27 protein-coding genes are annotated in these 24,584 nt (G+C 50.9%); 14 read left to right on the plus strand and 13 right to left on the minus strand.

Annotated features, from left to right (window positions below):
• Nucleotides 1–70 precede the first annotated feature (70 nt).
• Complete coding sequence (locus tag PCI15_RS17945) at nt 71–466, plus strand: MmcQ/YjbR family DNA-binding protein (protein ID WP_271274651.1); 396 nt, start codon at nt 71–73, stop codon at nt 464–466.
• Nucleotides 467–474: 8 nt separating this feature from the next.
• On the opposite strand, the gene PCI15_RS17950 is transcribed toward PCI15_RS17945, so the two are convergent.
• Nucleotides 475–1,518, minus strand: a complete 1,044-nt coding sequence (locus PCI15_RS17950; protein ID WP_271271297.1) for a GlxA family transcriptional regulator — start codon at nt 1,516–1,518, stop codon at nt 475–477.
• Between the two features lie 163 nt (nt 1,519–1,681).
• Here PCI15_RS17950 and PCI15_RS17955 point away from each other — a divergent pair, with 163 nt between their 5' ends.
• The gene (locus PCI15_RS17955; protein WP_271271298.1) at nt 1,682–2,575 is read left to right on the plus strand and encodes a LysR substrate-binding domain-containing protein; all 894 of its coding nucleotides are present in this window, start codon (nt 1,682–1,684) and stop codon (nt 2,573–2,575) included.
• A gap of 26 nt (nt 2,576–2,601) precedes the next feature.
• On the opposite strand, the gene PCI15_RS17960 is transcribed toward PCI15_RS17955, so the two are convergent.
• The 4 genes from PCI15_RS17960 to PCI15_RS17975 form a co-directional block, all read right to left on the minus strand.
• A complete protein-coding gene (locus tag PCI15_RS17960; protein ID WP_271271299.1) occupies nt 2,602–3,900 on the minus strand; it encodes a TRAP transporter large permease in 1,299 nt (432 codons plus the stop codon).
• Nucleotides 3,897–4,487 (minus strand): TRAP transporter small permease, encoded by a 591-nt coding sequence (locus PCI15_RS17965; RefSeq protein ID WP_271271300.1) that lies wholly within the window; start codon nt 4,485–4,487, stop codon nt 3,897–3,899. The genes PCI15_RS17960 and PCI15_RS17965 overlap by 4 nt, the downstream gene beginning before the upstream one ends.
• A 129-nt stretch (nt 4,488–4,616) precedes the next feature.
• Nucleotides 4,617–5,639 carry a TRAP transporter substrate-binding protein DctP gene (dctP, locus tag PCI15_RS17970; RefSeq protein WP_271271301.1) on the minus strand — a complete coding sequence of 341 codons (1,023 nt, stop codon included), beginning with the start codon at nt 5,637–5,639 and terminating at the stop codon, nt 4,617–4,619.
• Nucleotides 5,640–6,187: 548 nt separating this feature from the next.
• A complete protein-coding gene (locus PCI15_RS17975) occupies nt 6,188–7,399 on the minus strand; it encodes a M24 family metallopeptidase (protein WP_271271302.1) in 1,212 nt (403 codons plus the stop codon).
• A gap of 270 nt (nt 7,400–7,669) precedes the next feature.
• Here PCI15_RS17975 and PCI15_RS17980 point away from each other — a divergent pair, with 270 nt between their 5' ends.
• Both PCI15_RS17980 and PCI15_RS17985 read left to right on the plus strand, forming a co-directional pair.
• Entirely contained in the window at nt 7,670–8,113 is a 444-nt protein-coding gene (locus PCI15_RS17980) for a GNAT family N-acetyltransferase (protein ID WP_271271303.1), read from the plus strand.
• A gap of 45 nt (nt 8,114–8,158) precedes the next feature.
• On the plus strand, nt 8,159–8,578 hold the full coding sequence (locus PCI15_RS17985; RefSeq protein ID WP_271271304.1) for a GNAT family acetyltransferase: 420 nt from the start codon (nt 8,159–8,161) through the stop codon (nt 8,576–8,578).
• A gap of 7 nt (nt 8,579–8,585) precedes the next feature.
• Here PCI15_RS17985 and PCI15_RS17990 read toward each other — a convergent pair whose 3' ends face one another.
• The 3 genes from PCI15_RS17990 to PCI15_RS18000 all read right to left on the minus strand — a co-directional run bounded on the left by PCI15_RS17990 (nt 8,586) and on the right by PCI15_RS18000 (nt 11,071).
• Nucleotides 8,586–9,119 carry a hypothetical protein gene (locus PCI15_RS17990; RefSeq protein WP_271271305.1) on the minus strand — a complete coding sequence of 178 codons (534 nt, stop codon included), beginning with the start codon at nt 9,117–9,119 and terminating at the stop codon, nt 8,586–8,588.
• Nucleotides 9,120–9,245: 126 nt separating this feature from the next.
• The gene (locus tag PCI15_RS17995; RefSeq protein WP_271271306.1) at nt 9,246–10,340 is read right to left on the minus strand and encodes a flavin monoamine oxidase family protein; all 1,095 of its coding nucleotides are present in this window, start codon (nt 10,338–10,340) and stop codon (nt 9,246–9,248) included.
• Complete coding sequence (locus tag PCI15_RS18000; protein ID WP_271271307.1) at nt 10,337–11,071, minus strand: cupin domain-containing protein; 735 nt, start codon at nt 11,069–11,071, stop codon at nt 10,337–10,339. The genes PCI15_RS17995 and PCI15_RS18000 overlap by 4 nt, the downstream gene beginning before the upstream one ends.
• A gap of 244 nt (nt 11,072–11,315) precedes the next feature.
• Between PCI15_RS18000 and sigZ the strand changes: the two genes are divergently transcribed.
• The 6 genes from sigZ to PCI15_RS18025 all read left to right on the plus strand — a co-directional run bounded on the left by sigZ (nt 11,316) and on the right by PCI15_RS18025 (nt 15,812).
• Nucleotides 11,316–11,873 (plus strand): RNA polymerase sigma factor SigZ, encoded by a 558-nt coding sequence (gene sigZ, locus PCI15_RS18005; RefSeq protein ID WP_271271308.1) that lies wholly within the window; start codon nt 11,316–11,318, stop codon nt 11,871–11,873.
• 78 nt (nt 11,874–11,951) lie between these two features.
• Nucleotides 11,952–12,662 carry a glutathione S-transferase family protein gene (locus PCI15_RS18010; RefSeq protein ID WP_271271309.1) on the plus strand — a complete coding sequence of 237 codons (711 nt, stop codon included), beginning with the start codon at nt 11,952–11,954 and terminating at the stop codon, nt 12,660–12,662.
• A 193-nt stretch (nt 12,663–12,855) separates the two neighbouring features.
• Complete coding sequence (locus tag PCI15_RS23765) at nt 12,856–13,161, plus strand: ribbon-helix-helix domain-containing protein (protein ID WP_376787824.1); 306 nt, start codon at nt 12,856–12,858, stop codon at nt 13,159–13,161.
• A gap of 92 nt (nt 13,162–13,253) precedes the next feature.
• The gene (locus tag PCI15_RS18015) at nt 13,254–13,649 is read left to right on the plus strand and encodes a VOC family protein (protein WP_271271310.1); all 396 of its coding nucleotides are present in this window, start codon (nt 13,254–13,256) and stop codon (nt 13,647–13,649) included.
• Nucleotides 13,650–13,697: 48 nt separating this feature from the next.
• On the plus strand, nt 13,698–14,222 hold the full coding sequence (locus PCI15_RS18020) for a gluconate 2-dehydrogenase subunit 3 family protein (RefSeq protein WP_271271311.1): 525 nt from the start codon (nt 13,698–13,700) through the stop codon (nt 14,220–14,222).
• Nucleotides 14,223–14,240: 18 nt separating this feature from the next.
• On the plus strand, nt 14,241–15,812 hold the full coding sequence (locus PCI15_RS18025; RefSeq protein WP_271271312.1) for a GMC family oxidoreductase: 1,572 nt from the start codon (nt 14,241–14,243) through the stop codon (nt 15,810–15,812).
• A 214-nt stretch (nt 15,813–16,026) separates the two neighbouring features.
• On the opposite strand, the gene maiA is transcribed toward PCI15_RS18025, so the two are convergent.
• From maiA to hppD, 5 genes are read right to left on the minus strand one after another with little or no spacing between them, the layout of a single operon-like run.
• Nucleotides 16,027–16,671: a maleylacetoacetate isomerase gene (gene maiA / locus PCI15_RS18030; RefSeq protein WP_271271313.1), complete on the minus strand. Its 645-nt coding sequence runs from the start codon at nt 16,669–16,671 to the stop codon at nt 16,027–16,029.
• Nucleotides 16,665–17,939 (minus strand): amino acid aminotransferase, encoded by a 1,275-nt coding sequence (locus PCI15_RS18035; protein WP_271271314.1) that lies wholly within the window; start codon nt 17,937–17,939, stop codon nt 16,665–16,667. Before PCI15_RS18035 ends, maiA begins: the two co-directional genes overlap by 7 nt.
• A complete protein-coding gene (locus PCI15_RS18040) occupies nt 17,926–18,909 on the minus strand; it encodes a fumarylacetoacetate hydrolase family protein (RefSeq protein WP_271271315.1) in 984 nt (327 codons plus the stop codon). Before PCI15_RS18040 ends, PCI15_RS18035 begins: the two co-directional genes overlap by 14 nt.
• A 14-nt stretch (nt 18,910–18,923) precedes the next feature.
• Entirely contained in the window at nt 18,924–19,463 is a 540-nt protein-coding gene (locus PCI15_RS18045) for a VOC family protein (RefSeq protein WP_271271316.1), read from the minus strand.
• A 1-nt stretch (nt 19,464) separates the two neighbouring features.
• Nucleotides 19,465–20,565, minus strand: coding sequence for a 4-hydroxyphenylpyruvate dioxygenase (hppD, locus tag PCI15_RS18050; protein ID WP_271271317.1), 1,101 nt, complete (start codon nt 20,563–20,565; stop codon nt 19,465–19,467).
• 171 nt (nt 20,566–20,736) lie between these two features.
• Here hppD and PCI15_RS18055 point away from each other — a divergent pair, with 171 nt between their 5' ends.
• The 4 genes from PCI15_RS18055 to PCI15_RS18070 all read left to right on the plus strand — a co-directional run bounded on the left by PCI15_RS18055 (nt 20,737) and on the right by PCI15_RS18070 (nt 24,518).
• Nucleotides 20,737–21,204, plus strand: coding sequence for a MarR family winged helix-turn-helix transcriptional regulator (locus PCI15_RS18055; RefSeq protein WP_271271318.1), 468 nt, complete (start codon nt 20,737–20,739; stop codon nt 21,202–21,204).
• A 260-nt stretch (nt 21,205–21,464) separates the two neighbouring features.
• A complete protein-coding gene (dctP, locus tag PCI15_RS18060) occupies nt 21,465–22,484 on the plus strand; it encodes a TRAP transporter substrate-binding protein DctP (protein WP_271271319.1) in 1,020 nt (339 codons plus the stop codon).
• A gap of 136 nt (nt 22,485–22,620) precedes the next feature.
• Complete coding sequence (locus tag PCI15_RS18065) at nt 22,621–23,220, plus strand: TRAP transporter small permease (RefSeq protein WP_271271320.1); 600 nt, start codon at nt 22,621–22,623, stop codon at nt 23,218–23,220.
• Entirely contained in the window at nt 23,217–24,518 is a 1,302-nt protein-coding gene (locus PCI15_RS18070) for a TRAP transporter large permease (protein ID WP_271271321.1), read from the plus strand. Before PCI15_RS18065 ends, PCI15_RS18070 begins: the two co-directional genes overlap by 4 nt.
• Nucleotides 24,519–24,584: the final 66 nt, after the last annotated feature.

Genomic DNA, 24,584 nt, shown 5'->3' on the forward strand with positions numbered 1-24,584 from the left:
GTTAGCGGCAACTGTTCAGCCGGCACGCGTCTGGGTTATTATCCGGATAACTGTAAGGAGCTAAGCGATGATGGACTACAACACAACCCGCGATTACCTGCTCAGCCGGCCGGAAGCCGCAGAAGACTTTCCGTTTTACCCGGATGTCGCCGTCTTCAAAATATGCGGCAAGATGTTCGCGACCCTTTCAATGGATAAAGCAGAGAACGGCTCTGCCGCGCCTCACATGAACCTGAAATGCGATCCGCAGGAAGCACAGATGCTGCGGGATATTTTCCCTGCGGTTAAAGCCGGCTACCACATGAATAAACGCCACTGGAATACCGTCATTCTCGACGGTTCTGTGCCCGAGGGTGAAGTTCAGCGCATGATCGACCGCTCCTACGGGCTGGTCGTCAAAGGCCTGACGCGCAAGCAACGGCAACCGCTGGAGCTCAGGTACAGCCCTGAAGAGCTGTACCGCTGATTCAGTAACTACACAGATCCCCTTAATTGCTGCTCCCGGAAATCAGACGGCGCAAGGCCAAAGAATCCCTTGAAGCAATTACTGAAATGGCTGGAAGAGACAAAACCGCTGGCGACCGCAATCTCGGTGACAGATGCCCTGCTTTGCAACAGTAAACATTTGGCATATTTAATGCGCAGCTGCATGTAATAGCGGGACGGCGAAACATCAAGATGCTGCTGGAATAACCGTTCGGTCTTACGCCGGGACAGGCCAGCCAGAGCCGCCAGTTCGTCTATTACCAGCGGCTCTTCAATATTTCCCTGCATCAGTTGAATCATCGTCCGCAGTGCATCCGGATAGTCGTTACAATCAGCGAGTCTGATTCCGTTCTGCGCACCCGGAGCGGCGGTTTCGGAAAAGCGGTCACAGCTAAGAATCTCCCTGACAGCCCTGGTGATGGCATCGCCCTGTAAATGCTTAACAAGTTGCAACATCATATCCAGCGCGCTGGCCCCACCGGCACAGGTCAGAATATTATTGTCGAACTGAAAAGGTTTATCCGTTAATGGTATCAGCGGGAACGTTTCACGCATCAGCGCATGATTATCAGGATGCAGTGTACAGGCGGTTTCCTGTAAAACCCCGGCATGCGCCATGCTGACCACCCCATTCCAGATGCCGCCTAAAATAACCCCCTGCTTAGCGGCCCGCCTTAATATGGCCGATACACCTTTGTCCTCACTGAGCTCACAGCGAAAACCGCCGCAGACAATTAACACGTCCGGCAACTGACGGCTGAGCACAGACAACTGATCAACAGCACTGATTTCAATGCCAAGATCACTCACAACCTGCTGTTGATGTACACCATAACTTTGCAGTTCATAACGGAGCCCCCGCTCTTTGCAATCATCGGCATGGCTCACCAGATTAGCGGTTACCAGGGCATCGTACGCAGCAGTGAAAGCGAGCAGGCTAAAGTGTTCCAGCAGAATAAAACCGACTCTGACCGCGTCTTTAGTCTGTATATGTTCATTCCTGACATCCGCAGGACTGTGCTCTGCCTTCATACATTTCCTCCTGCGGGAAACCGTAAACGGGCCACTGACAATACAGAAGCCATTTACAATTCAAATCAATGACAAATTATCATTTGCCTTGCTTATTTAAAATACGCTATGTTCCGGTAACGGCGTTCGCTTTTGTCACCCTGAAAACATCGGTAGTACTGCTATGAAAAACCTTCCCATGGACCTGCTACGCACTTTTACCACCATCAATGATCTTGGTGGCTTCACCCAGGCGGGTGACCTGCTGGGGCGCTCTCAGCCTGCGATCAGCCTGCAAATTAAGCGCCTGGAAGAAATGCTCGAGGTGACACTGTTCAACCGGGTCGGCGGGCTTAAACTCACCGAAGAAGGTGAAATCCTTTACAGCTACGCCCGTAAAATTCTCGAGATGAATGACACCGTCTGTTCCCGCTTATCCACCCCCAGTCTGAGCGGATCTGTACGTCTGGGTACACCCAATGATTTTGAAGTGTCATTTCTGCCAGTCCTGCTATCTAAATTCTCCCGGGCATATCCTGATGTCACATTAGATGTCCGTTCGGATGTCAGCATTAATCTGCGCAAAGAGTATAAAAAAGGCACCTATGACTTCGTCATGACCATGGACGAATATCCCAATCATGAATACGCCAAAGATGACTTCATCATTGAACCCCTGTCATGGGCTGTCGGACCTACCTTCAGCTTACCCCATGATCAGCCCGTCCCTCTGGTGCTGTATCCGCAGGGCTGCATCTACCGGCAACACATCACCCAGGCACTGAATAAAGCCAATATTCCATGGCGGATTCTCTATTGCTCCTCCAGCCTGCTGGGCATTAAATCTGCAATCAAAGCAGGCCTGGGCATCAGCGCTCTGTCGATAAACACCATGCCCAAAAGCCTGGTACCTGAGCATGGTTTCGAACACTTGCCGGAACTGGGTCAGGTAACCATCGGCTTTAACTACGACCGGAACAATCTGTCTCCGGCGGCAGCCTTGCTGCTGGATCATCTGCGTAACGGCCTGAAACAAAATCAGGATTACCCAAGTGCCTTTAATCTGATGCCGGACTGATCCGGCATCAGTAGCCCTTATCTTAATCAGTCATCCAGCAAACTGGGCAGATACAGACTCAGCTCCGGTATAAAGGTCACGATAAACACCATAGGTAAATGCCCCAGCAATAAGAACTTCATCGTTGGCCCGATATACTTATCCAGCGATAACTTGGTCACCCCGCCCGCCATATAAAGCAAGGGTGCACAGGGGGGAGAAATATTCCCCAGCCCCAGGTTGGTCCCGACAATCGCCGCAAAGTGAATAGGATCGACGCCTATCTTTTGCACCACCGGCATCAGAATAATCGCCGCCAGCACCCCGCCGGAAACATCATCAACAATCATGCCCATCAGCAAAAGCAGCAGGTTGATTATCAGCAGCAGGACGATTTTGTTATCTGAAATACTCAGCAATAAATCAGCAAACTGATTCGGTATCTGGGCCAGTATCATGCCCCTGCTCATGATGAACAGGAAGAACAGCACCATAATCACCGAACCGGTCAGAATCGCAGCATCTTTACTCGCGTTGAAGACGTTACGGAGCGTCATCGTGCGGTACACAACAAAGCCGACAAACAGGGTATACACCAGCGCGACAGCGCCGGCCTCGGTAGGCGTCGCCACCCCACTGTAAATGCCTCCCAGGATGATGAACGGCATAATGATCGCCAGCGTGGCGCGCTTACCCGCAGTCCAGATTTCCCGGCCGACCTCACCCAGCGGTAATTTAGGTGCAACCTTGATACTGGTGTTATTACGCAGGAAAAAGAAATTCAGTGCGCAATACACAAGCGCTAACAGAATGCCCGGCAGCATCGTCGCCAGAAATACTTTAGCCACTGACTGCCGGGTAGCGATTGCGAAAACGATCATCGGTATACTGGGCGGAATCATCAGGGCAAGTACTGAAGACACCGCCACCAGTGAGGTCGCATGACCTTCCGGATAGCCTTCACGAATCATTCTGGGCACCATGATTCTGCCAATTGCCGCAATGGCTGCCGAAGCACTGCCGGAAATAGCCCCGAACATCGCACAGCTAAGCACCGTGACAGCACCCAGGCCACCTTTGGTACGGCCAACAAAAGCATTCACAAAATCCAGTAACCGTTCCGATATCCCCCCGGTGCCCATTAGCGTGCCGGCCTGAACAAATAACGGCAGCGCCAGCAACGAAAACGCACCGATCTGTGAATAACCGTAACCGGCATGGAACGAAATATCCGTCCCGGTCAGCACCCCGTAAAACAGTGCTCCCAGGCCGAAAGAGAACGCAACAGGAACTTCAAATAACAACAGAAAAATGACTATGGCGATGGTGAGAAAGAAAATCGTCATGACGCAGCCTTCTTATTTTTATAATCGCGACGCAGGTCTTTAAACTCCGCCACTATCTGCAAACAGTAATAAAAGCCCATCAGCACAAAGCCACACACCATGCTGATATCCCACATGTATTTTGGCCAGCGCATGTAAATGCTCTTACGGCCGAGATCAATGTTGAACTGAGCGAATTTCCAGGCGTAATAGCCGAAAACGGCGGTTGCAAACAAACATAAAAAACTGCCCGTAAAACGAATCAGTTTGATGGCATAAGGATTCTTAATCAGCAGCGCAACAATGCCACCGGATATATGATCCTGATCCCGGGTGGCATAAATCATGCCGAGAAAATACGCCCACAAAGCGAGCATAGGGGCTAACTCTTCGATACCCAGAAATGGGGATTCCAGGCCATAACGCATCAGAACCTGGACCGCCATCAGTAAACCCAGTGCCATGCTGGACAACACCATCATGACTGAAATACTCTGGGCTAAACGGGCTTCCAGCCGGAAGAACAGAGTATCAGGCCGGTCTTCAGGTACCGCATTAATATAATCCGGTCCCACCTTGGCATCCGGATGGGTATATTCAATAGCCATTGCTTTATCTCCTCAGGGAAACGTGGCGGAATGTCATATTCCGGTATGCCTGTCTTCAACAGAAACATTCTGCAAAGGCATACCGGTTACCGAAACAGCCCAAAGGCTGCTTCTGAACACTCAGACTATTTACAGACCTGCCGTCTGGCGCAGATCATCCATTACCTTTTTACCCAGCAGACCTTCCATAATCGGCCATTCAACTTTCTCAACGGTCGCCTTATATGCAGCTGCCTGAGCGGGATCCTGCTCGAGAACTTCAATCCCCGCTGCACGGATCTTATCCAGCCAGCCCTGGCTGAATTCCTCAGCATTATTCCAGGCCCAGCCAGTGGCATAGTCAGCGGCTTCACGGACCCAGGCACGCTCCTGATCACTTAAGCTGGCCAGCCAGCTTTTACTGGCAATCCAGAAAGTTGGCTCAAAGGATTCACGGGTGTACACAAACGCACGCAGTACATCTTTGAACAGCAGTACTTCATACGGAGGAGAGAAAGCCCGGCCATCAATAGCACCGGTCTGTAACGCGGTATGAACTTCAGAGAAAGCCATCGGAACAACGGAGAAACCTAACGCGCTGTAGCGGTCAATCGCCATCGGGTAGTTAGGCACGCGGATCTTGAATCCTTTGGAGTCTTGCGGAATTTTTATCGGTACTTCTACACCTTTACGGACCACATAACCGGTAAAGTCCGTCGGTAAAGTGCCCAGCAGTTCAACATTCAGGCCATCATAAATTTCGCCAAACAGCTTATCCATTTTACTGCCCGGGCCATAAACTTTAATGGCGCCCGGCCAGTCTTCAGCCACATAGCCCAGGTTGGCAATATCCAGACGGGGATCTAACTCAGAATTAGACCATGCCATCGTCATCGGTAATGCGCCCTGCATAACCTGCTCGGTAATTGTTGCCCAGTCTCCCAGATCGCCACCGGGATGATATTCAATTTTTACAGTCCCGCCTGACAACTCATCCAGTTTACTGATGAACTGCTCAGAGACACTGTTAAAAATATGATCAGTTGGCATAACATGCGCCAGAATATGACCATTACCGGCGGCCTGTGCCGCCGTTGCTACACCACCGATCAGCGCGCCGGCAGTTACCACCGCGGCAATCGCTTTAGATACCTTTTTCTTAAAACGGGTCATGAGACCTCCTGTATTATTTTTATTCGTCGTACAGTGATCATTTGCCTGGCTTAAGACAGCACTCCTGTAACGCTCTGTAACAACCAATGCCGTTACAGGGCCATCTGAAAGCCCCCAAAACAAACTGTCGTAAACAGACTAAACCGCCCCGCCATATAATTAAAATCAATACTTTCAATGCCTTCATTTATGTTGCAAATGACATTTTTCAGCTATAAAAAATGCTGTAAATTAAACAAAGATTAAAATTAAATTCTTTATAAACAAAAGATTAGAATACACACAGACATTCAGAGACAGGCAAAAACCTGCACATTTAAAGACAGAGCAGAATCGGAGATACGCGGACTGAAAAGCACACCAAAAACGACATCCACACACGAAAACATGTCTCAGAGACACACGGCAGGAGATGTTTACTGGCGCAGGAACGGCCGGAAAGCGCGATGCGCTCAGTAAAGAAAGTTGGAAGAAATGAATCAGGTCGCAGTGAACAGACACCACGACCTGAGAGGTTTAGAACAGGTCAGAACCGCAAGGTGCGTTCATTAACCTTTAATAATGTTATGTTCAGGACCAAACGGGAAGCGGGTAATATTTTCAGCAGCCGTTTCCCCCACAACCAGAATATCGTGTTCGCGGTAGCCACCGGCACCGGCCAGGCCTTCCGGCAGCATCAGCATAGGTTCCATTGAAACGACCATGCCAGGCTCCAGAACAGTGTCCACATCTTCACGCAGTTCCAGACCGGCTTCCCGGCCATAGTAATGGCTCAGAGTACCGAAGGAGTGTCCATAGCCGAATGAACGGTACTGCAGTACATCATGTTCCAGGAAGATTTCATTCAGCTCCGCAACGATATCGCAGCAACGGGCGCCAGGCTTGATCAGCTCAAGGCCGCGGCGGTGAACCTTACAGTTAATTTCCCACAGTTCCAGATGACGGTCCGACGCATATTCAGCGAACAGAGTACGCTCAAGCGCGGTGTAGTAACCGGCGATCATCGGGAAGGTATTCAGGCTGAGAATGTCGCCGGCTTCTACTTTACGGCTGGTAACCGGGTTATGCGCACCGTCAGTGTTAATGCCGGACTGGAACCACACCCAGGTATCCATTAATTCACCATGAGGATAAGTACCGGCAATTTCACGCACCATCGCCTGCACACCTGCCAGCGCGATTTCATATTCAGGCACGCCGACTGCAATCGCATCACGGATCGCAGCACCACCCACATCAGCAACCCGGGCGCCCTGTTTGATCAGCGCAATTTCCTCCGGGGATTTAATCAGCCGCATCTCCATCGTCGGCACACCGATATCCACAAACGATGCTTCCGGCAGAATGGCTTTCATCTTCTCCAGATTCTGCAGTGGCATATGATCATATTCGATACCGACTTTACCGCCGTCTTTAATCAGCTGCTTAACGGCATAGAAGAAGTTATCTTTATGCCAGTCGGTATAAACAACGTTCTCACCCAGTAAGTTACGGCGGTAAGGCTGCCCGGCATCAATATTGGCCGTCACGGTCGTAAAATCGTCCTGCGTTACAACCAGACCATAATCGCGGCCAAAACGGCAGTAAACGAAATCGCTGTAATAATTAATATTGTGATATGAAGTAAACAACACAGCATCAATGTCATTTGCTGCCATATGCTGACGCAGTTTCTGCAAGCGGGCGTTCATTTCTTCCATAGAAAAGGTTGGCCGAACCTTGTCACCATTTGGAATTGGCAATGTATGCGGCATCTGCATGCTTAAGTCCTCTTATTCTTATGTCATTACCTGTACACAGGTTTGTTCTGAAAAATTAAAGAGTAACTATTCGTTACTGCGTCAAGACTATGCGCGGGAATGACATAACAGAAGTTAATAGTTTTAATGAATACATTTACAATGCAAATACCGATATTCGGGATTATAACTTTATCCCTGATCGCCGCTGCCTGTCTGACATTGCCTGATCATGTCCGCTCAGCGATACTGAAGTTAACTGATTAGCGATTACCCCTGAGAAATCCTGTTATGAACATACGGCCTATGCACATCAGTGAAGTAAACTATGCATCCGAGCTGATTATGGCGGCTTTTTTTGACACGGTTGCCCATACCCTGCCCCGCCATGGAATTGAAAGCTTCAGGGACATCGTATCGGCAGACTCACTGCGGCAATATCAGCAAGACGGTGCGTTAGTACTGGTGGCAGAAGAAGAACATCAGGTTATCGGTCTGGGTGCCATCCGGGCAGGCCGGCATATTGGTCTGCTCTTTGTTGAACCTCAGTTTCAGCGCCGGGGAATCGGCAAGGCACTGATCAAAGCGTTACTCGATCACCGTGAAGCGGATACCGTCACCGTCAGGGCATCGGTTCCGTCCATACCGGCTTACGAACACTATGGCTTTCATATCTCGGGGCAGTTAGAAGAAAGTGCAGGCATTATTTCCCAGCCCATGCAGCGTGATTTCTGAGTCACTGACCGTCATTCGGCTTAAAGGAAGAAGTTGAGAGAATCCATGAACATCCGAACTTTCCGCACATCTGATCAGCTGTCAGTGATTCAGCTGTGGACCGACTGTGGTCTGGTGAAGCCCCAGAACAATCCGGGTAAAGATATCCTTCGCAAGCTCAGCATACAGCCTGAACTGTTTCTGGTTGGCTGCGACCCTGAGGGCAATATTATTGCCAGCATTATGGCGGGCTATGAGGGCCACCGTGGCTGGATAAACTATCTGGCGGTGCACCCTTCCCAGCAGCGCAGGGGATACGCCCGACAATTAATGCAGGACGCTGAAGACCGGCTAATGCAGCTTGGCTGTCCAAAAATCAACCTGCAGATCAGGGACACTAACCGTGACGTTATCGCGTTTTACCGTGCCATCGGCTATCTGCAAGATCCGGTTATCAGCCTGGGCAAACGGCTGGAGCATGATTAACAGCCTTTCAACCATCAATGCTGAATAATTTTGAACGGCCATCCCGTACCGATACACTGAAATACTGCTCGGCACGTTCGCAGTAGAGCGTAATTTCCCAGGGTTTGTCGATATCCCCTTCAACCGGCACGGTAAAACCATCGACAATAAAGTACCGCTGCCAGTCATCCGGCAGCGTTTCCTGAAACCAGGTCTGCCATCCCTGGGCGACACCTTCCTGCGCATAAGGCAGTAACAGACTCAGATTGCCGAGAAAGCGTTTACTGAATGCAATTTCAGCGGCAGACGGATAGGCATCCGGGATCAGCTGGTAATTATCCTCCGCCACCACACTGACCACACCATCAGCCAGACCGGACACCACATCCTGCTCCGCTTCCCAGCGGGTGTGTTCCCCCTGAGGCAGAAGAAACAGGCGGGTAAAATATTCGTGCTCCGCGTTGGTGATCCTGCCAACAGAGCGGCCGCGGTTAAAGATAGCCAGAACAAACCCCGCCCCCATCGCAATCACGAGTAAAATCATCAGAAAGTCTGCATTCATATACGCGCTCCGTGTAGCCTGCATTCATCACAACGATGTCCTGCTCTACACAGTAGCCCATCAACTTCCTTCCTGCAGAGAGCCCAGCTAGGTCTGCTCCCCAAAAACACCAGTAAAATCGATAACTTAGTTAACCAGCCCCAGCGCTCTGAGGTGCGTCAGTCCAGCATCAGCTGCCTCCAGCGCCCCTTCCAGCAAGCCGCCTGACTGATGCGCCATCTCCGTCGCGGTGAACAGCAGCCCCTGCGAGGACAGTCTTTTCAGGCTGTCCGGCAAGCCGTATTGTGGATGGCCACTCAGGCTTTCTGCCCAGTCTTCAGCAGTAGCGGTATACGGTTGTGCTGACCAGTCCCTGAAGCTGATGCTGAGAGGATTCGCCGCCTGCCGGCCAAACAACCTAACTAATTGCCCGGTCACCTGCTGCTGCAGTGCTTCACTTTCAGTGTCACGGGGCAGTTGCTGAAGAAAACCGAATAACGCCCCCGCCGATGCGCCCGGTAATGAGGCATCATGAATTTCCTGTAATGGTCCGGCCCGGCTGATTGCGTCTCCGGACAGGTTCATCTCCCGCCAGAACGGCGTTTCATATTCAGCAATTACCTTAGTAAAACGCCCCATCCAGGTGGGAATTGCCTGCAAACTTTGCAGAGCATGCGCCGCAAGCGGCGGCTCAAACTGCACGGTTTTGGCAATTACCCGGGGCGAAACCGCCAGCACCACCGCTTTCGCTTTTAACAACTGTTGCTCGCCGGCACGGTTCAGCGTCAGTTGCCAGCAATACGCTTCACCGGGCAGGTGACGAACCTTACTCAGGGCAGTGGCGGACGTTAACCTGTGGGTATCAGACCGGCTACTTAAATAACGGATCAGCGACCCCATTCCGTTTTCTACCCGTAAGGCCCCTTCCATGGTGGAAAAATTCAGCTGACGGACGTCTCCTGGCATCTCTTCATAAACCAGATCTCCCCGGCTGTACTGGGGATAAGCATTCAGACCGGCGGCACGGAGCAGCGCCGCCATTCGTGGCTGACCCGGCCAGAACCATGAAGGGCCAAGGTCGTATCCCTGCAAACAATCGGCCTCACCGGTACACAGAATCCGGCCGCCAACGCGTTCACGGGCTTCGAATACCCGGAAATCCGCCCCTGCAGCCTGCAGTTCAGCCGCCAGATACAAGCCACTGATACCACCGCCAATGATGGCAATATCGGTTTGAATCACCGGTCCGCTTTCCGGGTGGCTTCCAGGTGGGTAAAAGCAGAATCCTGCAAAACCGCTGCCGTCAGATGACCACGTTTAACCCAGAGTTTCGCCCCCTGCTCACCGGCGGTCAGCTGGGCCGTCTGACCGGCCGGTAACCGTATCCAGCCGTGGCGGCCATAACGGCCATGACAATCATCGCCGGCAGTCTCACAGGTCAGATCACCTTCCACCACCAGCACTTCCACACCGCCTGCGGCCACCAGCTCAAAACCCGTTCCCGATTCGCAGAACTCCATCTGTACAGTTTCACGGCTGTCTTTATATAAGGGGGTCACCGTCACGCCCTGTCGCTGCGGATCCGGCAAGGCACCAATTTTATCGGTACTGATACGCGCAAATGTCCGGTCAGACAGGGAAAACTGCCCCAGCTTCACAAAAATCACACAGCCTTCAGCCGCCCCCGGCGTATGCTGTGAGGTTGGCGGGTTGCGTACATAGGTACCGGGCGGATAATCACCGTGCTCGTCCTGAAACACACCTTCAAGCACCAGAAATTCTTCGCCGCCGTGATGGATATGGGTTGAAAACGCACTGCCCGGCGCATAGCGAACAATGGATGTGGCCCGGGCACCGTCATGGCCCAGACGGTCCAGCATACAGCGGTCCACCCCCGGCATCGGTGATGCAATCCAGTCCGTGTCTTCCGGTCTGGCGCTGGCAGGCTGAGTAAAATCGGCATTCAACTGCATGTATATATCCTCAAGTCATATCTGCCGCTATCCTAAACATTATCGGCGCCGACGATAAGTATGCACTGTTCAGTACCCGGGTACTTTTTGGTACATCTTGCTGAAAATAAAGGTTTAGTATTTTTTATAACAAAGTTTTTCTCAAATCATCGTCTTTTCAGCAAACCCTTCGTCTCTACATAGTCAGTCTGAAAATTGCATCAGGCTGCCGTGTCACCCGGCAGCCCACACTCAGGAATTGTGTATGAATATAGAAACCGTCTGGAACCAGTATCAGGCCAGCCTGAAAGCCTTCCTTTATTCACGGATTAATGATCCGGCAGACGCCGATGACCTGCTGCAGGATATTCTCATCAAGAGCTACCGCAACCTCAGTTCACTGCAGTCACAGAGCAGCATCAAAGCCTGGCTGTTTCAGATCGCCAACCGCAGCCTGATTGATTTCTACCGCCGCAAAGGCAACCGTAAAGAATTCAACGCAGAGCATCCCGATCTGGAAAACCTCTGGGAAACGGAAGACAGTCACCCGGACCAGCCTTCCATGGCAGACTGCGTTGAACCTTTCATTAAGGCCCTGCCCGAAGACAACGCCCGTTTGCTGCTGGCCATTGATATACAGGGTGAATCCCAGAAAGATTATGCCGCCAGAGAGGGCATTGCCTATTCCACCCTGAAATCCCGGGTGCAGAAATCCCGCAACCTGCTCAGGGGCTTATTCGAAGAGTGCTGTCACCTGAATCTGGACCATCAGGGCAATATCATGGAATACACCCCGAAGGGCTCTCACTGCAGAAAATGTTGAGTTTTTTTCAGGCCGTATCGTCTTTTCAACAACCCTTCCGTCTTAACAGGCAAACTCATTCAAGACGGAAACATTCACATGATCAAAATTGTCAGCTTCAAAATCTGCCCGTTCGTTCAGCGCGTCACCGGTTTACTGGAGGCGAAAGACATGCCTTATGAACTGGAATACATCAGCCTGAAAGACAAACCACAATGGTTTCTGGATATCTCACCCACCGGCCAGGTACCGATGCTGATTACCGAATCAGGCAAGGCACTGTTTGAGTCCGATGCGATCATCGAATACATCGACGAAATCTCTGCCCCGGTGGAAGCTGGCCTGACACCGGAAGAGCGGGCCTTCGACCGTGCCTGGAGCTATCAGGCCAGCAAGCACTATCTGGTTCAGTGCAGCACCATGCGCAGCGGTGATAAAGACACCCTGACTGAGCGGACTGAAAAGCTGGGTAAGGCGTTTGCCAAGGCAGAAAAGCAACTGGGGAGCGGTGCTTTCTTTAAAGGGGACCGGCTGAGCAATGTCGACATTGCCTGGCTGCCCCTGCTGCACCGGGCAGACATTATCCGGGAACATACTGGCTATGACCTGCTGAGCGGCTACCCGAAGGTACAGGCGTGGCAGACAGCCGTTATGAAAACCGGGCTGGCGGAAGCCTCTGTCGCAGAAGACTTTGAAACCGCATTCACAGACTTCTACCTGTCAGACCAGACCTGGCTGGGCAATCAGGGCAAGTGCCAGCCGGGCAACAACAGCGCCGATAACGCCTGCGCCAGCGGTACCTGCTGTTAATTAATATAAATAACTGAGAGCCTGACCTGACAGCGGGCTCTTAGCTATTAAGTTTAAAAACCAGCGTCAGCTAATAAAAACCTGCAAGCACCTTTTTTCCTTCTGCTGATATTTTTGATTTAGGACTAAATTAATTATAAGTTACCTTAAAGTTACTATAAAAATATAAAAATGTTTAAAATGGACTTTATTAATGTGCCACATTTTTGCAGGACAAAACCCTGAAAGTTATCGCTTCATAACCCGTTCAATTCGCCTTGACGGTCACTCAACAAGTGTAAAGCTGGAAGCAAAATTCTGGCTAATACTCGATAAAATAGCTCATGAACAGACGATGAGCACACCACAGTTCTTATCCTGTATATACGATGAAGCATTAACGGTTAATAAAGATGTCCCGAACTTTGCTTCATTGCTTCGTTGCGCGTGCGTTCTCTACATGGAACAACTGGAATCGGTAATGAAAACAGTTAGCGAACAGTTTTCTCCCCCAGCCTGACTCACTTAGCTTATGTAGTACTCCAGTACCACCTCTTATCTTTTTAAAGATTTAACCTGTACTCCGACACACGAAGAAAGGTTAAATTTTTAATGGCAAAAGCAATTCACACTATGATCCGGGTATTCGATTTAAATCGGGCCATATCATTTTATAAACAGGCTCTTAGCCTGGATATAGCAGACCAGTTCGACTTTGAAAACTTTTCGCTGGTCTATCTTCGAAACGAAGAAAACGATTTCGAACTGGAACTAACCCATAATCATAATCAGCCTGAACCTTACACCCATGGAACCGGATATGGACATCTGGCGTTCTGCGTCGAAGATGTTTACGCCACACATGCGCAGTTAACAGCCAATAAATTTGAGCCTGCCGCTGTTAAAGAATTCTATGTAGACAATATTCTGATGGCGCGCTTCTTCTTTCTTACCGATCCCGATGGCTACAAAATTGAGTTTCTCGAAAAACAGGGACGCTACAAGTAATGATATTACTGAACTCATAAGATAATTTAAAAAATATTGGAGTATCAAATGCTAATAAAAAACTCAAACCGAAGATACTTTATTAAACTCAGCGGAGTAACGGTAGCAAGTACTGCTGCATTATTATTTTCAGGACTCACTCTCAGAGAAAATGCCTGGGCTACATCACCGGATAAAATTGATAAACATACCAAAAAATCACTATCTCAACTTAGTCGGATACTTTACCCACACCAGACTATACCGGACAAATATTATGATGCCTGTATAGATACTCTGGATAATAAAATCAGTAATAACAAAAGCCTTCTTAACTTATTAGCCAATGGAGTGATGACGTTAGATTCCGCTTTCAACACCCCTTTTACTGAACTCAGTTCAGAACAACAACTAAAGGCAGTAGAGAAAATACAGGGAACACCTTTCTTTAACACGATAAGAAGCCATGTAGTTTTTTCCTTATATAACAATCCCGAAGTTTGGCCACTTTTTGGTTATCAGGGTCCTTCGTTTCCTTTTGGCGGATATTTAGACCGTGGCTTCAACGACATCAGCTGGCTGCCCACTAACTGAAAGCCAAGGATAATAACAATGACAAAATTCAATCTTAATGACGAGAGTGTGACCGTTATAATAGGGTCAGGTGCCGGAGGCGGTACTTTAGGTAACGAGCTAGCCCAGAAAGGAATTAAAGTAGTTTGTCTGGAAGCGGGCAAACGCCTTGATTTCAGAACAGATTTCGTCAACGACGAATGGAAGATGTTTTTTAAAGAAGCCTGGCTAGACAAACGAACATCTTCAGGAAGCTGGCAAGTAGCAAAAGATTTCCCCAACTTACCCGCCTGGATTTGTAAAACTGTCGGCGGCTCTACTCTTCACTGGGCTGGTGCCAGCTTACGTTTTCAGGAGCATGAATTCAAAACGCGATCAGTGTACGGCCATATAAAGGGGGCGAGCCTTCTGGACTGGCCTATAACTCTGGAAGATCTCAAACCGTACTACGCTAAAGCTGAAACCAAAATGGGAGTAACCCGCACGAATGGTATCCCGGGGTTACCCGGAAATAATAATTATCGGGTCATGGAAGCTGGTGCCAGACGTATGGGGTACAAAGAAGTTAATACCGGCCGTATGGCAATCAATTCTGTCCCCCGGGACGGCCGGACCGCCTGTCGCCAGCTAGGCTTCTGTTTTCAGGGGTGTCGGCTGGCGGCCAAGTGGTCAACCTTATACACAGAAATTCCTAAAGCAGAAAGTACCGGCAACTTTGAGCTTCGGCCCGAAGCACATGCCCTGAGAATCACTCACAATCAGGCTGGCAAAGTCGACGGTGTCATTTATACCGACTCAAAAGGTCAGCAACACCATCAGAAAGCACGCATTGTCTGCATCGCAGGTAACGCCATTGAAAGCCCCCGTTTATTGTTAAATTCAGCCAGCTCTGCATTTAAAGACGGATTAGCCAACAGTTCCGGAGAAGTTGGCAAAAACTATATGCGGCACGTCACAGGCTCAGTATATGGATTATTCGAGAACCCCGTTAACATGCACCGCGGTACAACAATGGCAGGCATAATACAGGACGAGTCAAAACATGACCCTGGCCGGGGCTTTGTGGGGGGCTATGAAATGGAAACACTCTCGCTTGGATTGCCCTTTCTCGCCTCATTCCTGAATCCCGGAGGCTGGGGGAAAGAATTCACTGCCAACCTTGATGGTTACGAAAATATGGCCGGAATGTGGATAGTTGGGGAGGATATGCCACAGGCAAGTAATCGTATAACTCTTAATCATGAGGAAAAAGATCAGTACGGTCTCCCGGTAGCTAACGTACACGTAACCGACCACCCAAATGATATCGCAATGCGTGACCACGCTTACAATCAGGGCAGCGCTGTATACCGGTCAGTTGGAGCAATAAAAACCATCGAAGTCCCTCCATATCCAAGCACACATAATTTAGGGACCAACCGAATGAGCGCAAATGCTAATGATGGCGTTGTGAATAAGTGGGGCCAAACACACGATATCGATAACTTATTCATTTCTGACGGAAGTCAGTTCACTACCGGCGCCGCTGAAAACCCGACACTCACCATCGTTGCTTTGGCGATTCGACAGGCCGACTATATATCAGGAGAAATGATTGCCCAGAATATTTAATTCACAATCGCTTGTAGCCTGAATAAATTTTTGTCCGAAATAACTCAGCTATTCAGCCCTCTGCCTGAGGGCTGTTTTAACAGTATTCAGGCACAACGCCTCTTGCCTGAGCTGTTAGAAAACAAAAACTTATTCTGACATAAACACTAGCACTGCAAGTGATACGGTTTTTCCTATCGTTAATCGAAAAAACAAACGGCCACCACAATGTTAATCAGTTAAAGCAGTCCGGCTGTTCTTCCGGCCGGGCCTGCTTGAAAGCCGGCAGCCGGTTACAGTGTTTCCAAACCGATTCAACCAGTGGATAAGCACTCATATCGCACTCAAAACGTTTCGCGTTATACACCTGCGGAATCAGGCAAATGTCCACCAGTGTCACATTGTCACCAAAACAGAATTTACCGTTACAGTCGCCGGCCTGCAGGCTTTTCTCCAGCGCGCTGAAGCCCACATCTATCCAGTGACGGTACCACTTCATCTTATCCTCATCGGACACATTCAGATCACTCTGCAGGTATTTGAGCACCCGCAGGTTATTCAGCGGGTGCAGATCGACGGCAATTTGCTGCGCCAGACTGCGAACCCGGGCTTTTGCCAGCGGATCAACCGGTAACAGCGCCGCCTGCGGATAGACATCTTCCAGATACTCAATAATCGCCAGTGACTGGGTCAGCAGGTGTTGGCCGGTTTGCAATGCCGGTACCAGCCCCTGCGGATTAAGTTCCAGAAACTCAGCTCCCTGCTGTTCACTTTGCAACAGGTTAACCGGCAATTGCGCCCACTGCAGCTCCTTATGGGCCAGCGCAATGCGTACCCGGTATGCGGCGGAAGATCTGAAATAACTGTAAAGCTCTAACATGCCTGCTCCTGATAACTGCCGGATGCCAGCGCACTGACGGTCGCAGCGATATGGGCAACGATGGTCGGTAAATTGGTGTCGTTAAAGCCTGATAAATTTACCCGGCCGTTACTGACAATATAGACGCCATACGCCTGTTGCAGATGCTGAATTTCCCGGACCGAGAGGGGAAACAGTGCAAACATTCCCTGCCCGTCCTGCAGGAATTGCCAGTTTCGTTGTGGCACTGCCTTACTCAGGGCGCTGTATAACGCATCCCGCACGCCGCGTAACCGGGTATCTACTTTCTCCAGTTCCTGCTGCCATATTGCCCGTAAGTCTTCATCCTGTAAGATCCGGCGTACCAGCATGGCGCCATGGGCTGGCGGCGTAAAATAATGCCGGGTCGCCAATTGCATCCACTGCTGCATCAGCGGTTGGCGCAGCGCTTCATTCTGCACCAGTGCCGCCACCATGCCGGTGCGATCACGGTAGAGGCCAAAGTTCTTGGAGCAGGTATAGCACAGCAACAGCTCCGGCATTTCCCGGGCCATAATCCGCAATCCGGTTGCATCCGCTTCCAGACCATTACCCAGCCCGTGATACGCCATATCTACGATGGGCAGCAACTGACGCTGCTGACAGAACACCGCCAGTTCGCGCCACTCATCAGCGGATAAATCCAGCCCGGTGGGATTATGGCAACTGGCCTGCAGCAATACCGCATCCCCCGGTTTAGCCGCCTGCAGCGATGCCAGCATGACATCAAACCCCTGACGCCCCTGCTGCGGATTATAATACGCATAAGTCCCCTGCCCGGTACCGCTGGCTTCAGCGATGGGACGGTGAACCTGCCAGGTGCTGTCACTCAGCCACAGGCAAACGTCAGGATTCATCTGCTTCAGTAATTCAAAAGCCAGCCGCAGGGCCCCCACACCCCCGGGGGTCTGGGCACAGGCCAGCCGTGTACTCAGCTGATCCGCTAACGGCTGCCCCAGCGCCAGCTCTGCAATGGCTTCACAGAACGCCTGATCCCCCAGCGGGCCTATATAGGCTTTATCCGCCTCGGTATCCACCCGCCACTGCTCTGCCGCTTTAACCGCCCGGAACACCGGTGAACGGTTCAGCGAATCCCGGTAAACACCAATACCCAGATCCACCTTGCCGGTGCGGTCATCCTGACGGTAGGCCTGTAACAGAGCGAAGATCGGATCTTCTTCAGCAACCGTTCCCGCAGGCCCCAGCAGAGGTCCGGCAAAAGGCTGCTCCGGGCCGTTACGGGTTAACATAACGGCTCACCTGCTGATCAATTTCACCAAAAATGGAATGCCCGGCAGCATCCTGCATGTCAATCTGAATACGGTCGCCAAACTTCATGAATTCAGTTACCGGCTTGCCCGCGGCGATAATTTCCAGCATGCGTACCTCCGCCAGACAACAGGAGCCACTGGAACGGTCATTATTGGATACCGTCCCGGAACCGATAATGGTACCGGCGCTCAGCGGCCGGCTTTTCGCGGCATGGGCAATCAGCTGGCCAAAATCAAAAGTCATATCCACACCGGCATTAGGTTCACCCACTAACTCACCGTTGAGGACTGCCCGCAGCGGCAAATGCAGTTTGCCCGCCTGCCACGCATCACCCAGCATGCCCGGGGTGACCGCCACCGGTGAGAATGCGCTGGACGGTTTGGACTGATAAAAACCAAAACCTTTCGCCAGCTCACCCGGAATAAGATTCCGCAATGAGACATCATTCACCAGCATAACCAGCTGGATGTGCTGCAGAGCCGCTTCCGGCGAAACACCCATCGGCACATCGTCCAGCACCACCGCCACTTCCGCCTCGAAATCGATACCCCAGGCTTCATCCGCTACTTCGATATCATCCCGCGGGCCGATAAAGGCATCTGAGCCACCCTGATACATCAGCGGATCAACCCAGAAGCTGTCAGGAATTTCAGCATTACGGGCTTTACGCACCAGCTCAACATGGTTCACATAGGCGGAACCGTCGGCCCAGTGAAACGCCCGCGGCAAAGGTGATGCACAGTTTTCAGGCTGAAAAACGTCCCCCTGAATGTCACCGTTTTCCAATGAGGTAAATACCCGAGCCAATTGCGGCGCACACTCGCTCCAGTGATCCAGTGCTGACTGCAGGGTTACCGCGATTTCAGGTACGGCGATACAGCGGTCCATCTGTGTATTAACCACCACCAGACGACCGTCGCGCCCTCCCTTTAGAGATGCAAGTTTCATAGCTTATCCTGTTGTTAATCCATTGATACTGAAGCGTCATGCAGCCAGGCTGCATGTTTTGGTGCCCGTTTAGTCTGATCCCACTCTTCCAGCATAGCCGGGGCCACTTCATGCAGTTTTTCCAGCATGCCCGGCTTTGCCGTATTGGCAGCAATTTCCAGGCGGTGGCCGTTCGGATCAAAGAAATAAATTGATTTAAAGATGGTGTGCTCCACCGGGCCGATAACCTCCAGCCCGGTATCCAGCACTTTTTGTTTTGCCGCCAGCAGGGCATCCATGTCTGCCACTTCAAAGGCAATATGCTGTACCCAGGCCGGGGTGTTCGGATCTTTGCCCATTGGCGGGGAATTCGGAATTTCAAAAAATGCCAGAACATTACCGTTACCCGCGTCCATAAACACATGCATGTAAGGGTCCGGCGCTTTGGTGGAGGGGACTTCGTTTTCCGCAATGGCCAGTTGGAAATCCATGCCCAGTACCTGTTGGTAAAAGGTCACGGTTTCCTTGGCGTTATTACAGCGGTAAGCCACATGGTGAATACGCTGAATATTCATCTCAGGCTCCTTTCTGTTCCGGTGCGGTGTCTGACTGATCGATCACGCCGCGGGCAACCTGATCCCGTTCGATGGATTCAAACAGGGCCTTAAAGTTACCTTCTCCGAAACCGTCATCCTGCTTACGCTGAATAAATTCGAAAAACACCGGCCCGATGACCGTGTCTGAAAAGATCTGTAATAACAGACGGGGTTCATCACCTTCCGTGCTGCCGTCAAGCAAGATCCCCCGGGTCTGTAATTCATCCACCGGTTCTCCATGGCCGGGCAAACGTTCTTCCAGCATGTCGTAATAGGTTGCCGGTGGCGGGGTCATAAAGCTAACGCCCCGGGCTTTCAGCTTGTCCCAGGCTTCCAGCAGGTTGTCACAGGAAAAGGCAATGTGCTGAATGCCTTCGCCGTTATAGGCCATCAGAAACTCTTCAATCTGGCCGCCCTGGGACGCTTCTTCATTCAGGGGAATACGGATACGCCCGTCCGGTGCGGTCATCGCCTTGGATAACAGACCGGTGTACTCACCCTTGATATCGAAGTAACGGATTTCCCGGAAGTTAAAAATCTTTTCATAGAAGCCGGCCCAGTAATCCATCCGGCCTCGGTAGACGTTATGGGTCAGGTGATCGATAACCTTAAAGCCACACCCTTCCGGGTGGCGGTCAACACCGTCAATGTATTCAAAATCGATATCATAAATTGAGCTGCCAGCCTGATAGCGGTCAATCAGATACAGTGGCGCACCGCCAATGCCTTTAATGGCCGGCAAACGCAGCTCCATCGGCCCGGTAGGAATTTCCACCGGCTGTGCCCCCAGCTGCAACGCCCGATGGTAGGCGTGGTGCGAGTTCTTTACCCGGAATGCCATACCGCAGGCAGACGGTCCATGCTCTTCTGCAAAGTAGTGAGCGTTACTGCCCGGTTCATAGTTGATAATGAAGTTGATATCTCCCTGACGGAACAGCACCGCATTTTTGGAGCGGTGACGGGCAATGCAGGTAAAGCCCATCATCTCGAAAACCGGTTCCAGCTGACCCCGTTCAGAGGCAGAAAACTCCACAAATTCAAAGCCATCCAGGCCCATAGGATTTTCAAAAAGATCGGTCATGGTATGCTCCTGCCGGTAACGGAACGAAAAACGACAAGTACGGCGACGCTGCGTTTTGCTCCGGATATAATTATTATTAGTTGAAACAGAGTGATCTGAATCAATAGTTGTTAATGCAACAATTATTGGTTGCGAGCGCAACTATTGTCAAGCCCTGACCCGGAAGAGCCTATGAAAAATACTCACGACACCCCTGATATCATTACGCTGGAAGACTTTATGCCTTACCGGTTATCAGTGTTGTCCAACAAAGTCAGTACCATCATCGCTGCAACCTATGAGGGCAAGTTCGGTATATCCGTCACTGAATGGCGCATCATGGCTGTACTGGGTGAATACCCGGATGCATCGGCGGATTTTGTCTCAGTCAAAACCCAGATTGAAAAGTCGATCATCAGCCGGGCAATCGCCAAGTTATTACAGCGCAAGCTGATCGAGCGGGAGTTCGACGCCGATGACCGGCGCCGTTCAGTGCTGAATCTGTCTGAGACCGGCCGGGACGTCTACCGGGAAATCGTGCCGGTATCCTTTGCCTATGAAGAAAAGTTACTGGAATGTTTTAACGAAGAAGAACAGCAACAGTTCAGTACACTGATCAGCCGCCTTTACAGCCACGCCGAACAAATTGAAGAAAAATAGCACTTCACTTCCCTTTCACACCGGCATTCTGCCGGTGTAATTATCACTGTCAGCCCTGCGAAGCAGAATAAAATTGTCAAAAGGCGACCTGCCAAACCATTGTAATTAGGCGCTCTTACGCCTTACTTAATCGTTTAATTAACTAAATTAAACCTATTTGAAATTTATCCAGCTCCCGTCATCACTGAGAATCGTCTGACGGTTCAGTCCTGCACACGTCTGAACTTTTTCAAGACCAACAAAAAATATTAGAGGTCGTTATGACGATAAAAACTACTATCAAGTCTTTGGTTGCAGCATGCACAACTGCAACAGTTTTATCACTGCCAATGGCTACTCAGGCCACTGCCGGTGATGATTTTATTCTGGCTCATGCATACCCTGCCGACCATATTTTCCACATGGCTTCGGAAACCTTCATTGAAGAAATGAAAAGCAATGACTCCGGGCTGGAAGTCAGCTATCACCCGGGTGGCGATCTGGGCGACTGGGCATCCATTTTTGAGCAAAGCATGGAAGGTGTCGTGCCGATGACTATGAGTTTCGGTGCCTCTGAGTATGATCCCCGTCTGGATCTGTCCTGGCTGGCCTACGTCGTTGATAACTGGGACGATGCCCGCAAAGTGTACGGCCCTAACGGTCAGATGACTGACGTTTATAACGAAATCCTCGGCGATCTGGATCTGGAGATCCTGGGCACCATTCCTACCGGTTTCGGCTCCCTGGCGGTCCGTAAAGGGGTCAACCGTGTGCCGACCAGCTTCCTGGAAGATGCCCGGGGCTTTAAAATGCGGGTCCCGCCGGCACCTGTTGCCATCGAGCGTTTCAAGAACTGGGGATTCACCGCGGTTCCGATGCCGTTTGCTGAACTTTACACCGCCTTACAGCTGGGCACGGTTGATGGCCGGGCATTCGGTCCGTCGGTGGAAATCTGGCAGATGCGTGACGTGCTGGAAAGTTACGTCCTGACCAAAGATTACTTCGAACATGCGTTCTGGGTGGTCAATAAATCCTGGATGGACAGCCTGCCTGAAGCAGAGCAGAAGAAAATCCGTGATGCCGCAGAAGTCACCATGACCAAGGTCTGGGCTGAAGCGCAGAGCATTGATGAAGGCTTCCTGGCAAAAGTACAGGAAAATGGCATCAACGTGGTCGAACTGTCACCGGCTGAGCTGCAAAAAGCCAAAAGTATCATTTATGAAAAAGAATGGCCGTTCATGGAAGAAATTGTTGGCACTGAAATCATGAATAAGATGCGGGCGATCGCCGGTATTAACTGATCATGCACTTCTTGCCCCGGGTCCGGGGCTTTTTTACACAGTCTCCGGGGCACATCTGCACCGGAGACGCAGATCAGCCGCGCCGGTCCAGCTGCCTGGCAGTAGTTACCGACGCCCAACTGAACGGATCAGTGTTATGCAAACGCCCGAAATACTGTCGTCCGGCAATGACACGCTGGCTCCCCAGCCTGCCGGTACCCAATCCCCCAGCCCCCTTAAAAAATGTTTGATTGGTTTTGAATCACTCTTCAACCATATCTTCAGAACACTGATGCTCTTCGCCGGCCTGATGCTCGCCGCGCTGATGTTTGCTCAGGTGATTATGCGCTACGTCCTTGAGTCGCCTTTTACCGGCATAGAAGAAGCCTCTATTTTGCTCGCCGTATGGGTGTACTTTCTTGGCATGGGCTATGCCACCCGGCAACACGAACATATTCATGGCGGCATCCTCTCTCTGGTTGTCAAAGATCCCTATAAAACCCAGTTATTCCGTCTCTTTGGCTCAGTGATATGCATGCTGGCCGCCTGTGTGTTCGGTTACTTTGCCTGCAAATACGCACTGAAAGAAATTGACCGTGGCCGCCTGAGCATCAATCTGCGCTGGCCCCGTGGCATCTGGAGTACCAGCATGATTGTCGGCTTTGGCATGATGGTGGGTTACTTCATGCTGAATGCTATCAGGCAGATCCGCGAACTGCGGATCATGAAATCATCCCGTCAGGAGTCGCAACAATGATTTTATTTTTACTGGCGATGCTGATTATCGTCGCCCTGATTCTGGTTGAAATTCCGGTTGCCTTCGCGTTCGGCATTGGCGCAATGCTGTTCGTCTTCAGCACGGGTAACGATATTTCATTTCTGATTCCCCATGGTTTTAAAACCGCCAGCGGTTTTGCCCTGCTAGCCTTACCACTGTTTATTCTGGCCGGCCTGCTGATGGCAGAAGGCGGTATATCTGAACGGCTGTTGAATTTCGTTAATTCGCTGGTAGGCCGGATTAAAGGCGGGCTGGGTGCTGTCACCGTACTGACCTGTGCCTTGTTCGGCGCAATTTCCGGCAGCTCATCTGCAGCAATTGCAGCGGTTGGTCAGATCATGATTCCCCGCATGGTCCGGGAAGGCTATCCGGAAGGCCACGCAACCGCTCTGGTCGCCTGCTCTTCCGTACTGGCGCTGTTGATTCCGCCAAGTATACCTATGATCATCTTTTCGATTACCGGTGGGCTCTCGGTGGGTGCGGCATTCCTGTCGACTATCATTCCCGGCATTCTGCTCACCCTGATTTACTGCGCGCTGAACATCTGGTTTCTGAAGGATAATCCGGACATTCAGACATCGCCAGCCGTGCCTTTTAAAACAGCCGCCAAACAGGTGGCTGTTTCCGGTTACAAAGCGTTATTCGCACTGCTGATGCCGCTGATCATTCTGGGGGCTATATACAGTGGCATTGCCACTCCTACTGAAGCGGCAGCTATTGCCGTCATTTATGCAATACCGGTTGGCCTGCTGATCTATAAAGGTTTGAGTCTGCGCAGCCTTGGCAGCGTGACGATTCGTGCCGTCACCATGACCGGCTCAATCATGGCGGTACTGTTCTTCCTGTTCATCATGAGCCGGGCGATGATTCTTGAGCAGATTCCTAAGGAACTGGCAGAAACCCTGTTACAGATCTCCGAAAACAAGTACGTGATTCTGCTGCTGATTAACCTGTTACTGCTACTGATCGGTATGATTGTCGATGATATTTCCGGCAGCGTACTCGCAGCGATTATCTTCCTGCCGGTAGTTAACGCGCTGGGCATTGATCCGATTCATTTTGCCGCCATTGTCGGGGTGAATCTTGGGCTGGGTAATGTCTCCCCTCCCTGCGCCCCCATGCTGTATATGGCAGGCGGGGTCAGTAAACTCTCACTGGACAGGTACCTGACACCCACGCTGAAATTCCTCTGCCTGGGCCACTTACCTATGGTTTTGCTGGTCACCTTTATACCGGAACTGTCGCTGTTTTTACCTAAACTGCTGCTGGGTTACTAAACTGTATTAAATACACCGATATCCGGCGGTATCTGCCGCCGGATACTGAGCGGCAAAAGGCCGGTC

The sequence above is a fragment of the Aliamphritea hakodatensis genome, assembly GCF_024347195.1.
In the GTDB taxonomy this organism is placed as follows: Bacteria; Pseudomonadota; Gammaproteobacteria; order Pseudomonadales; family Balneatricaceae; genus Amphritea; species Amphritea hakodatensis.

What these genes read in the sequence shown, in the direction of transcription:
- PCI15_RS17945 (WP_271274651.1), top strand. Translation starts at nt 71, where the DNA reads ATGGACTACAACACAACCCGCGATTACCTGCTCAGCCGGCCGGAAGCC.
- PCI15_RS17950 (WP_271271297.1), bottom strand. Translation starts at nt 1,518, where the DNA reads ATGAAGGCAGAGCACAGTCCTGCGGATGTCAGGAATGAACATATACAG.
- PCI15_RS17955 (WP_271271298.1), top strand. Translation starts at nt 1,682, where the DNA reads ATGAAAAACCTTCCCATGGACCTGCTACGCACTTTTACCACCATCAAT.
- PCI15_RS17960 (WP_271271299.1), bottom strand. Translation starts at nt 3,900, where the DNA reads ATGACGATTTTCTTTCTCACCATCGCCATAGTCATTTTTCTGTTGTTA.
- PCI15_RS17965 (WP_271271300.1), bottom strand. Translation starts at nt 4,487, where the DNA reads ATGGCTATTGAATATACCCATCCGGATGCCAAGGTGGGACCGGATTAT.
- dctP (WP_271271301.1), bottom strand. Translation starts at nt 5,639, where the DNA reads ATGACCCGTTTTAAGAAAAAGGTATCTAAAGCGATTGCCGCGGTGGTA.
- PCI15_RS17975 (WP_271271302.1), bottom strand. Translation starts at nt 7,399, where the DNA reads ATGCAGATGCCGCATACATTGCCAATTCCAAATGGTGACAAGGTTCGG.
- PCI15_RS17980 (WP_271271303.1), top strand. Translation starts at nt 7,670, where the DNA reads ATGAACATACGGCCTATGCACATCAGTGAAGTAAACTATGCATCCGAG.
- PCI15_RS17985 (WP_271271304.1), top strand. Translation starts at nt 8,159, where the DNA reads ATGAACATCCGAACTTTCCGCACATCTGATCAGCTGTCAGTGATTCAG.
- PCI15_RS17990 (WP_271271305.1), bottom strand. Translation starts at nt 9,119, where the DNA reads ATGAATGCAGACTTTCTGATGATTTTACTCGTGATTGCGATGGGGGCG.
- PCI15_RS18000 (WP_271271307.1), bottom strand. Translation starts at nt 11,071, where the DNA reads ATGCAGTTGAATGCCGATTTTACTCAGCCTGCCAGCGCCAGACCGGAA.
- sigZ (WP_271271308.1), top strand. Translation starts at nt 11,316, where the DNA reads ATGAATATAGAAACCGTCTGGAACCAGTATCAGGCCAGCCTGAAAGCC.
- PCI15_RS18010 (WP_271271309.1), top strand. Translation starts at nt 11,952, where the DNA reads ATGATCAAAATTGTCAGCTTCAAAATCTGCCCGTTCGTTCAGCGCGTC.
- PCI15_RS23765 (WP_376787824.1), top strand. Translation starts at nt 12,856, where the DNA reads ATGTGCCACATTTTTGCAGGACAAAACCCTGAAAGTTATCGCTTCATA.
- PCI15_RS18015 (WP_271271310.1), top strand. Translation starts at nt 13,254, where the DNA reads ATGGCAAAAGCAATTCACACTATGATCCGGGTATTCGATTTAAATCGG.
- PCI15_RS18020 (WP_271271311.1), top strand. Translation starts at nt 13,698, where the DNA reads ATGCTAATAAAAAACTCAAACCGAAGATACTTTATTAAACTCAGCGGA.
- PCI15_RS18025 (WP_271271312.1), top strand. Translation starts at nt 14,241, where the DNA reads ATGACAAAATTCAATCTTAATGACGAGAGTGTGACCGTTATAATAGGG.
- maiA (WP_271271313.1), bottom strand. Translation starts at nt 16,671, where the DNA reads ATGTTAGAGCTTTACAGTTATTTCAGATCTTCCGCCGCATACCGGGTA.
- PCI15_RS18035 (WP_271271314.1), bottom strand. Translation starts at nt 17,939, where the DNA reads ATGTTAACCCGTAACGGCCCGGAGCAGCCTTTTGCCGGACCTCTGCTG.
- PCI15_RS18040 (WP_271271315.1), bottom strand. Translation starts at nt 18,909, where the DNA reads ATGAAACTTGCATCTCTAAAGGGAGGGCGCGACGGTCGTCTGGTGGTG.
- PCI15_RS18045 (WP_271271316.1), bottom strand. Translation starts at nt 19,463, where the DNA reads ATGAATATTCAGCGTATTCACCATGTGGCTTACCGCTGTAATAACGCC.
- hppD (WP_271271317.1), bottom strand. Translation starts at nt 20,565, where the DNA reads ATGACCGATCTTTTTGAAAATCCTATGGGCCTGGATGGCTTTGAATTT.
- PCI15_RS18055 (WP_271271318.1), top strand. Translation starts at nt 20,737, where the DNA reads ATGAAAAATACTCACGACACCCCTGATATCATTACGCTGGAAGACTTT.
- dctP (WP_271271319.1), top strand. Translation starts at nt 21,465, where the DNA reads ATGACGATAAAAACTACTATCAAGTCTTTGGTTGCAGCATGCACAACT.
- PCI15_RS18065 (WP_271271320.1), top strand. Translation starts at nt 22,621, where the DNA reads ATGCAAACGCCCGAAATACTGTCGTCCGGCAATGACACGCTGGCTCCC.
- PCI15_RS18070 (WP_271271321.1), top strand. Translation starts at nt 23,217, where the DNA reads ATGATTTTATTTTTACTGGCGATGCTGATTATCGTCGCCCTGATTCTG.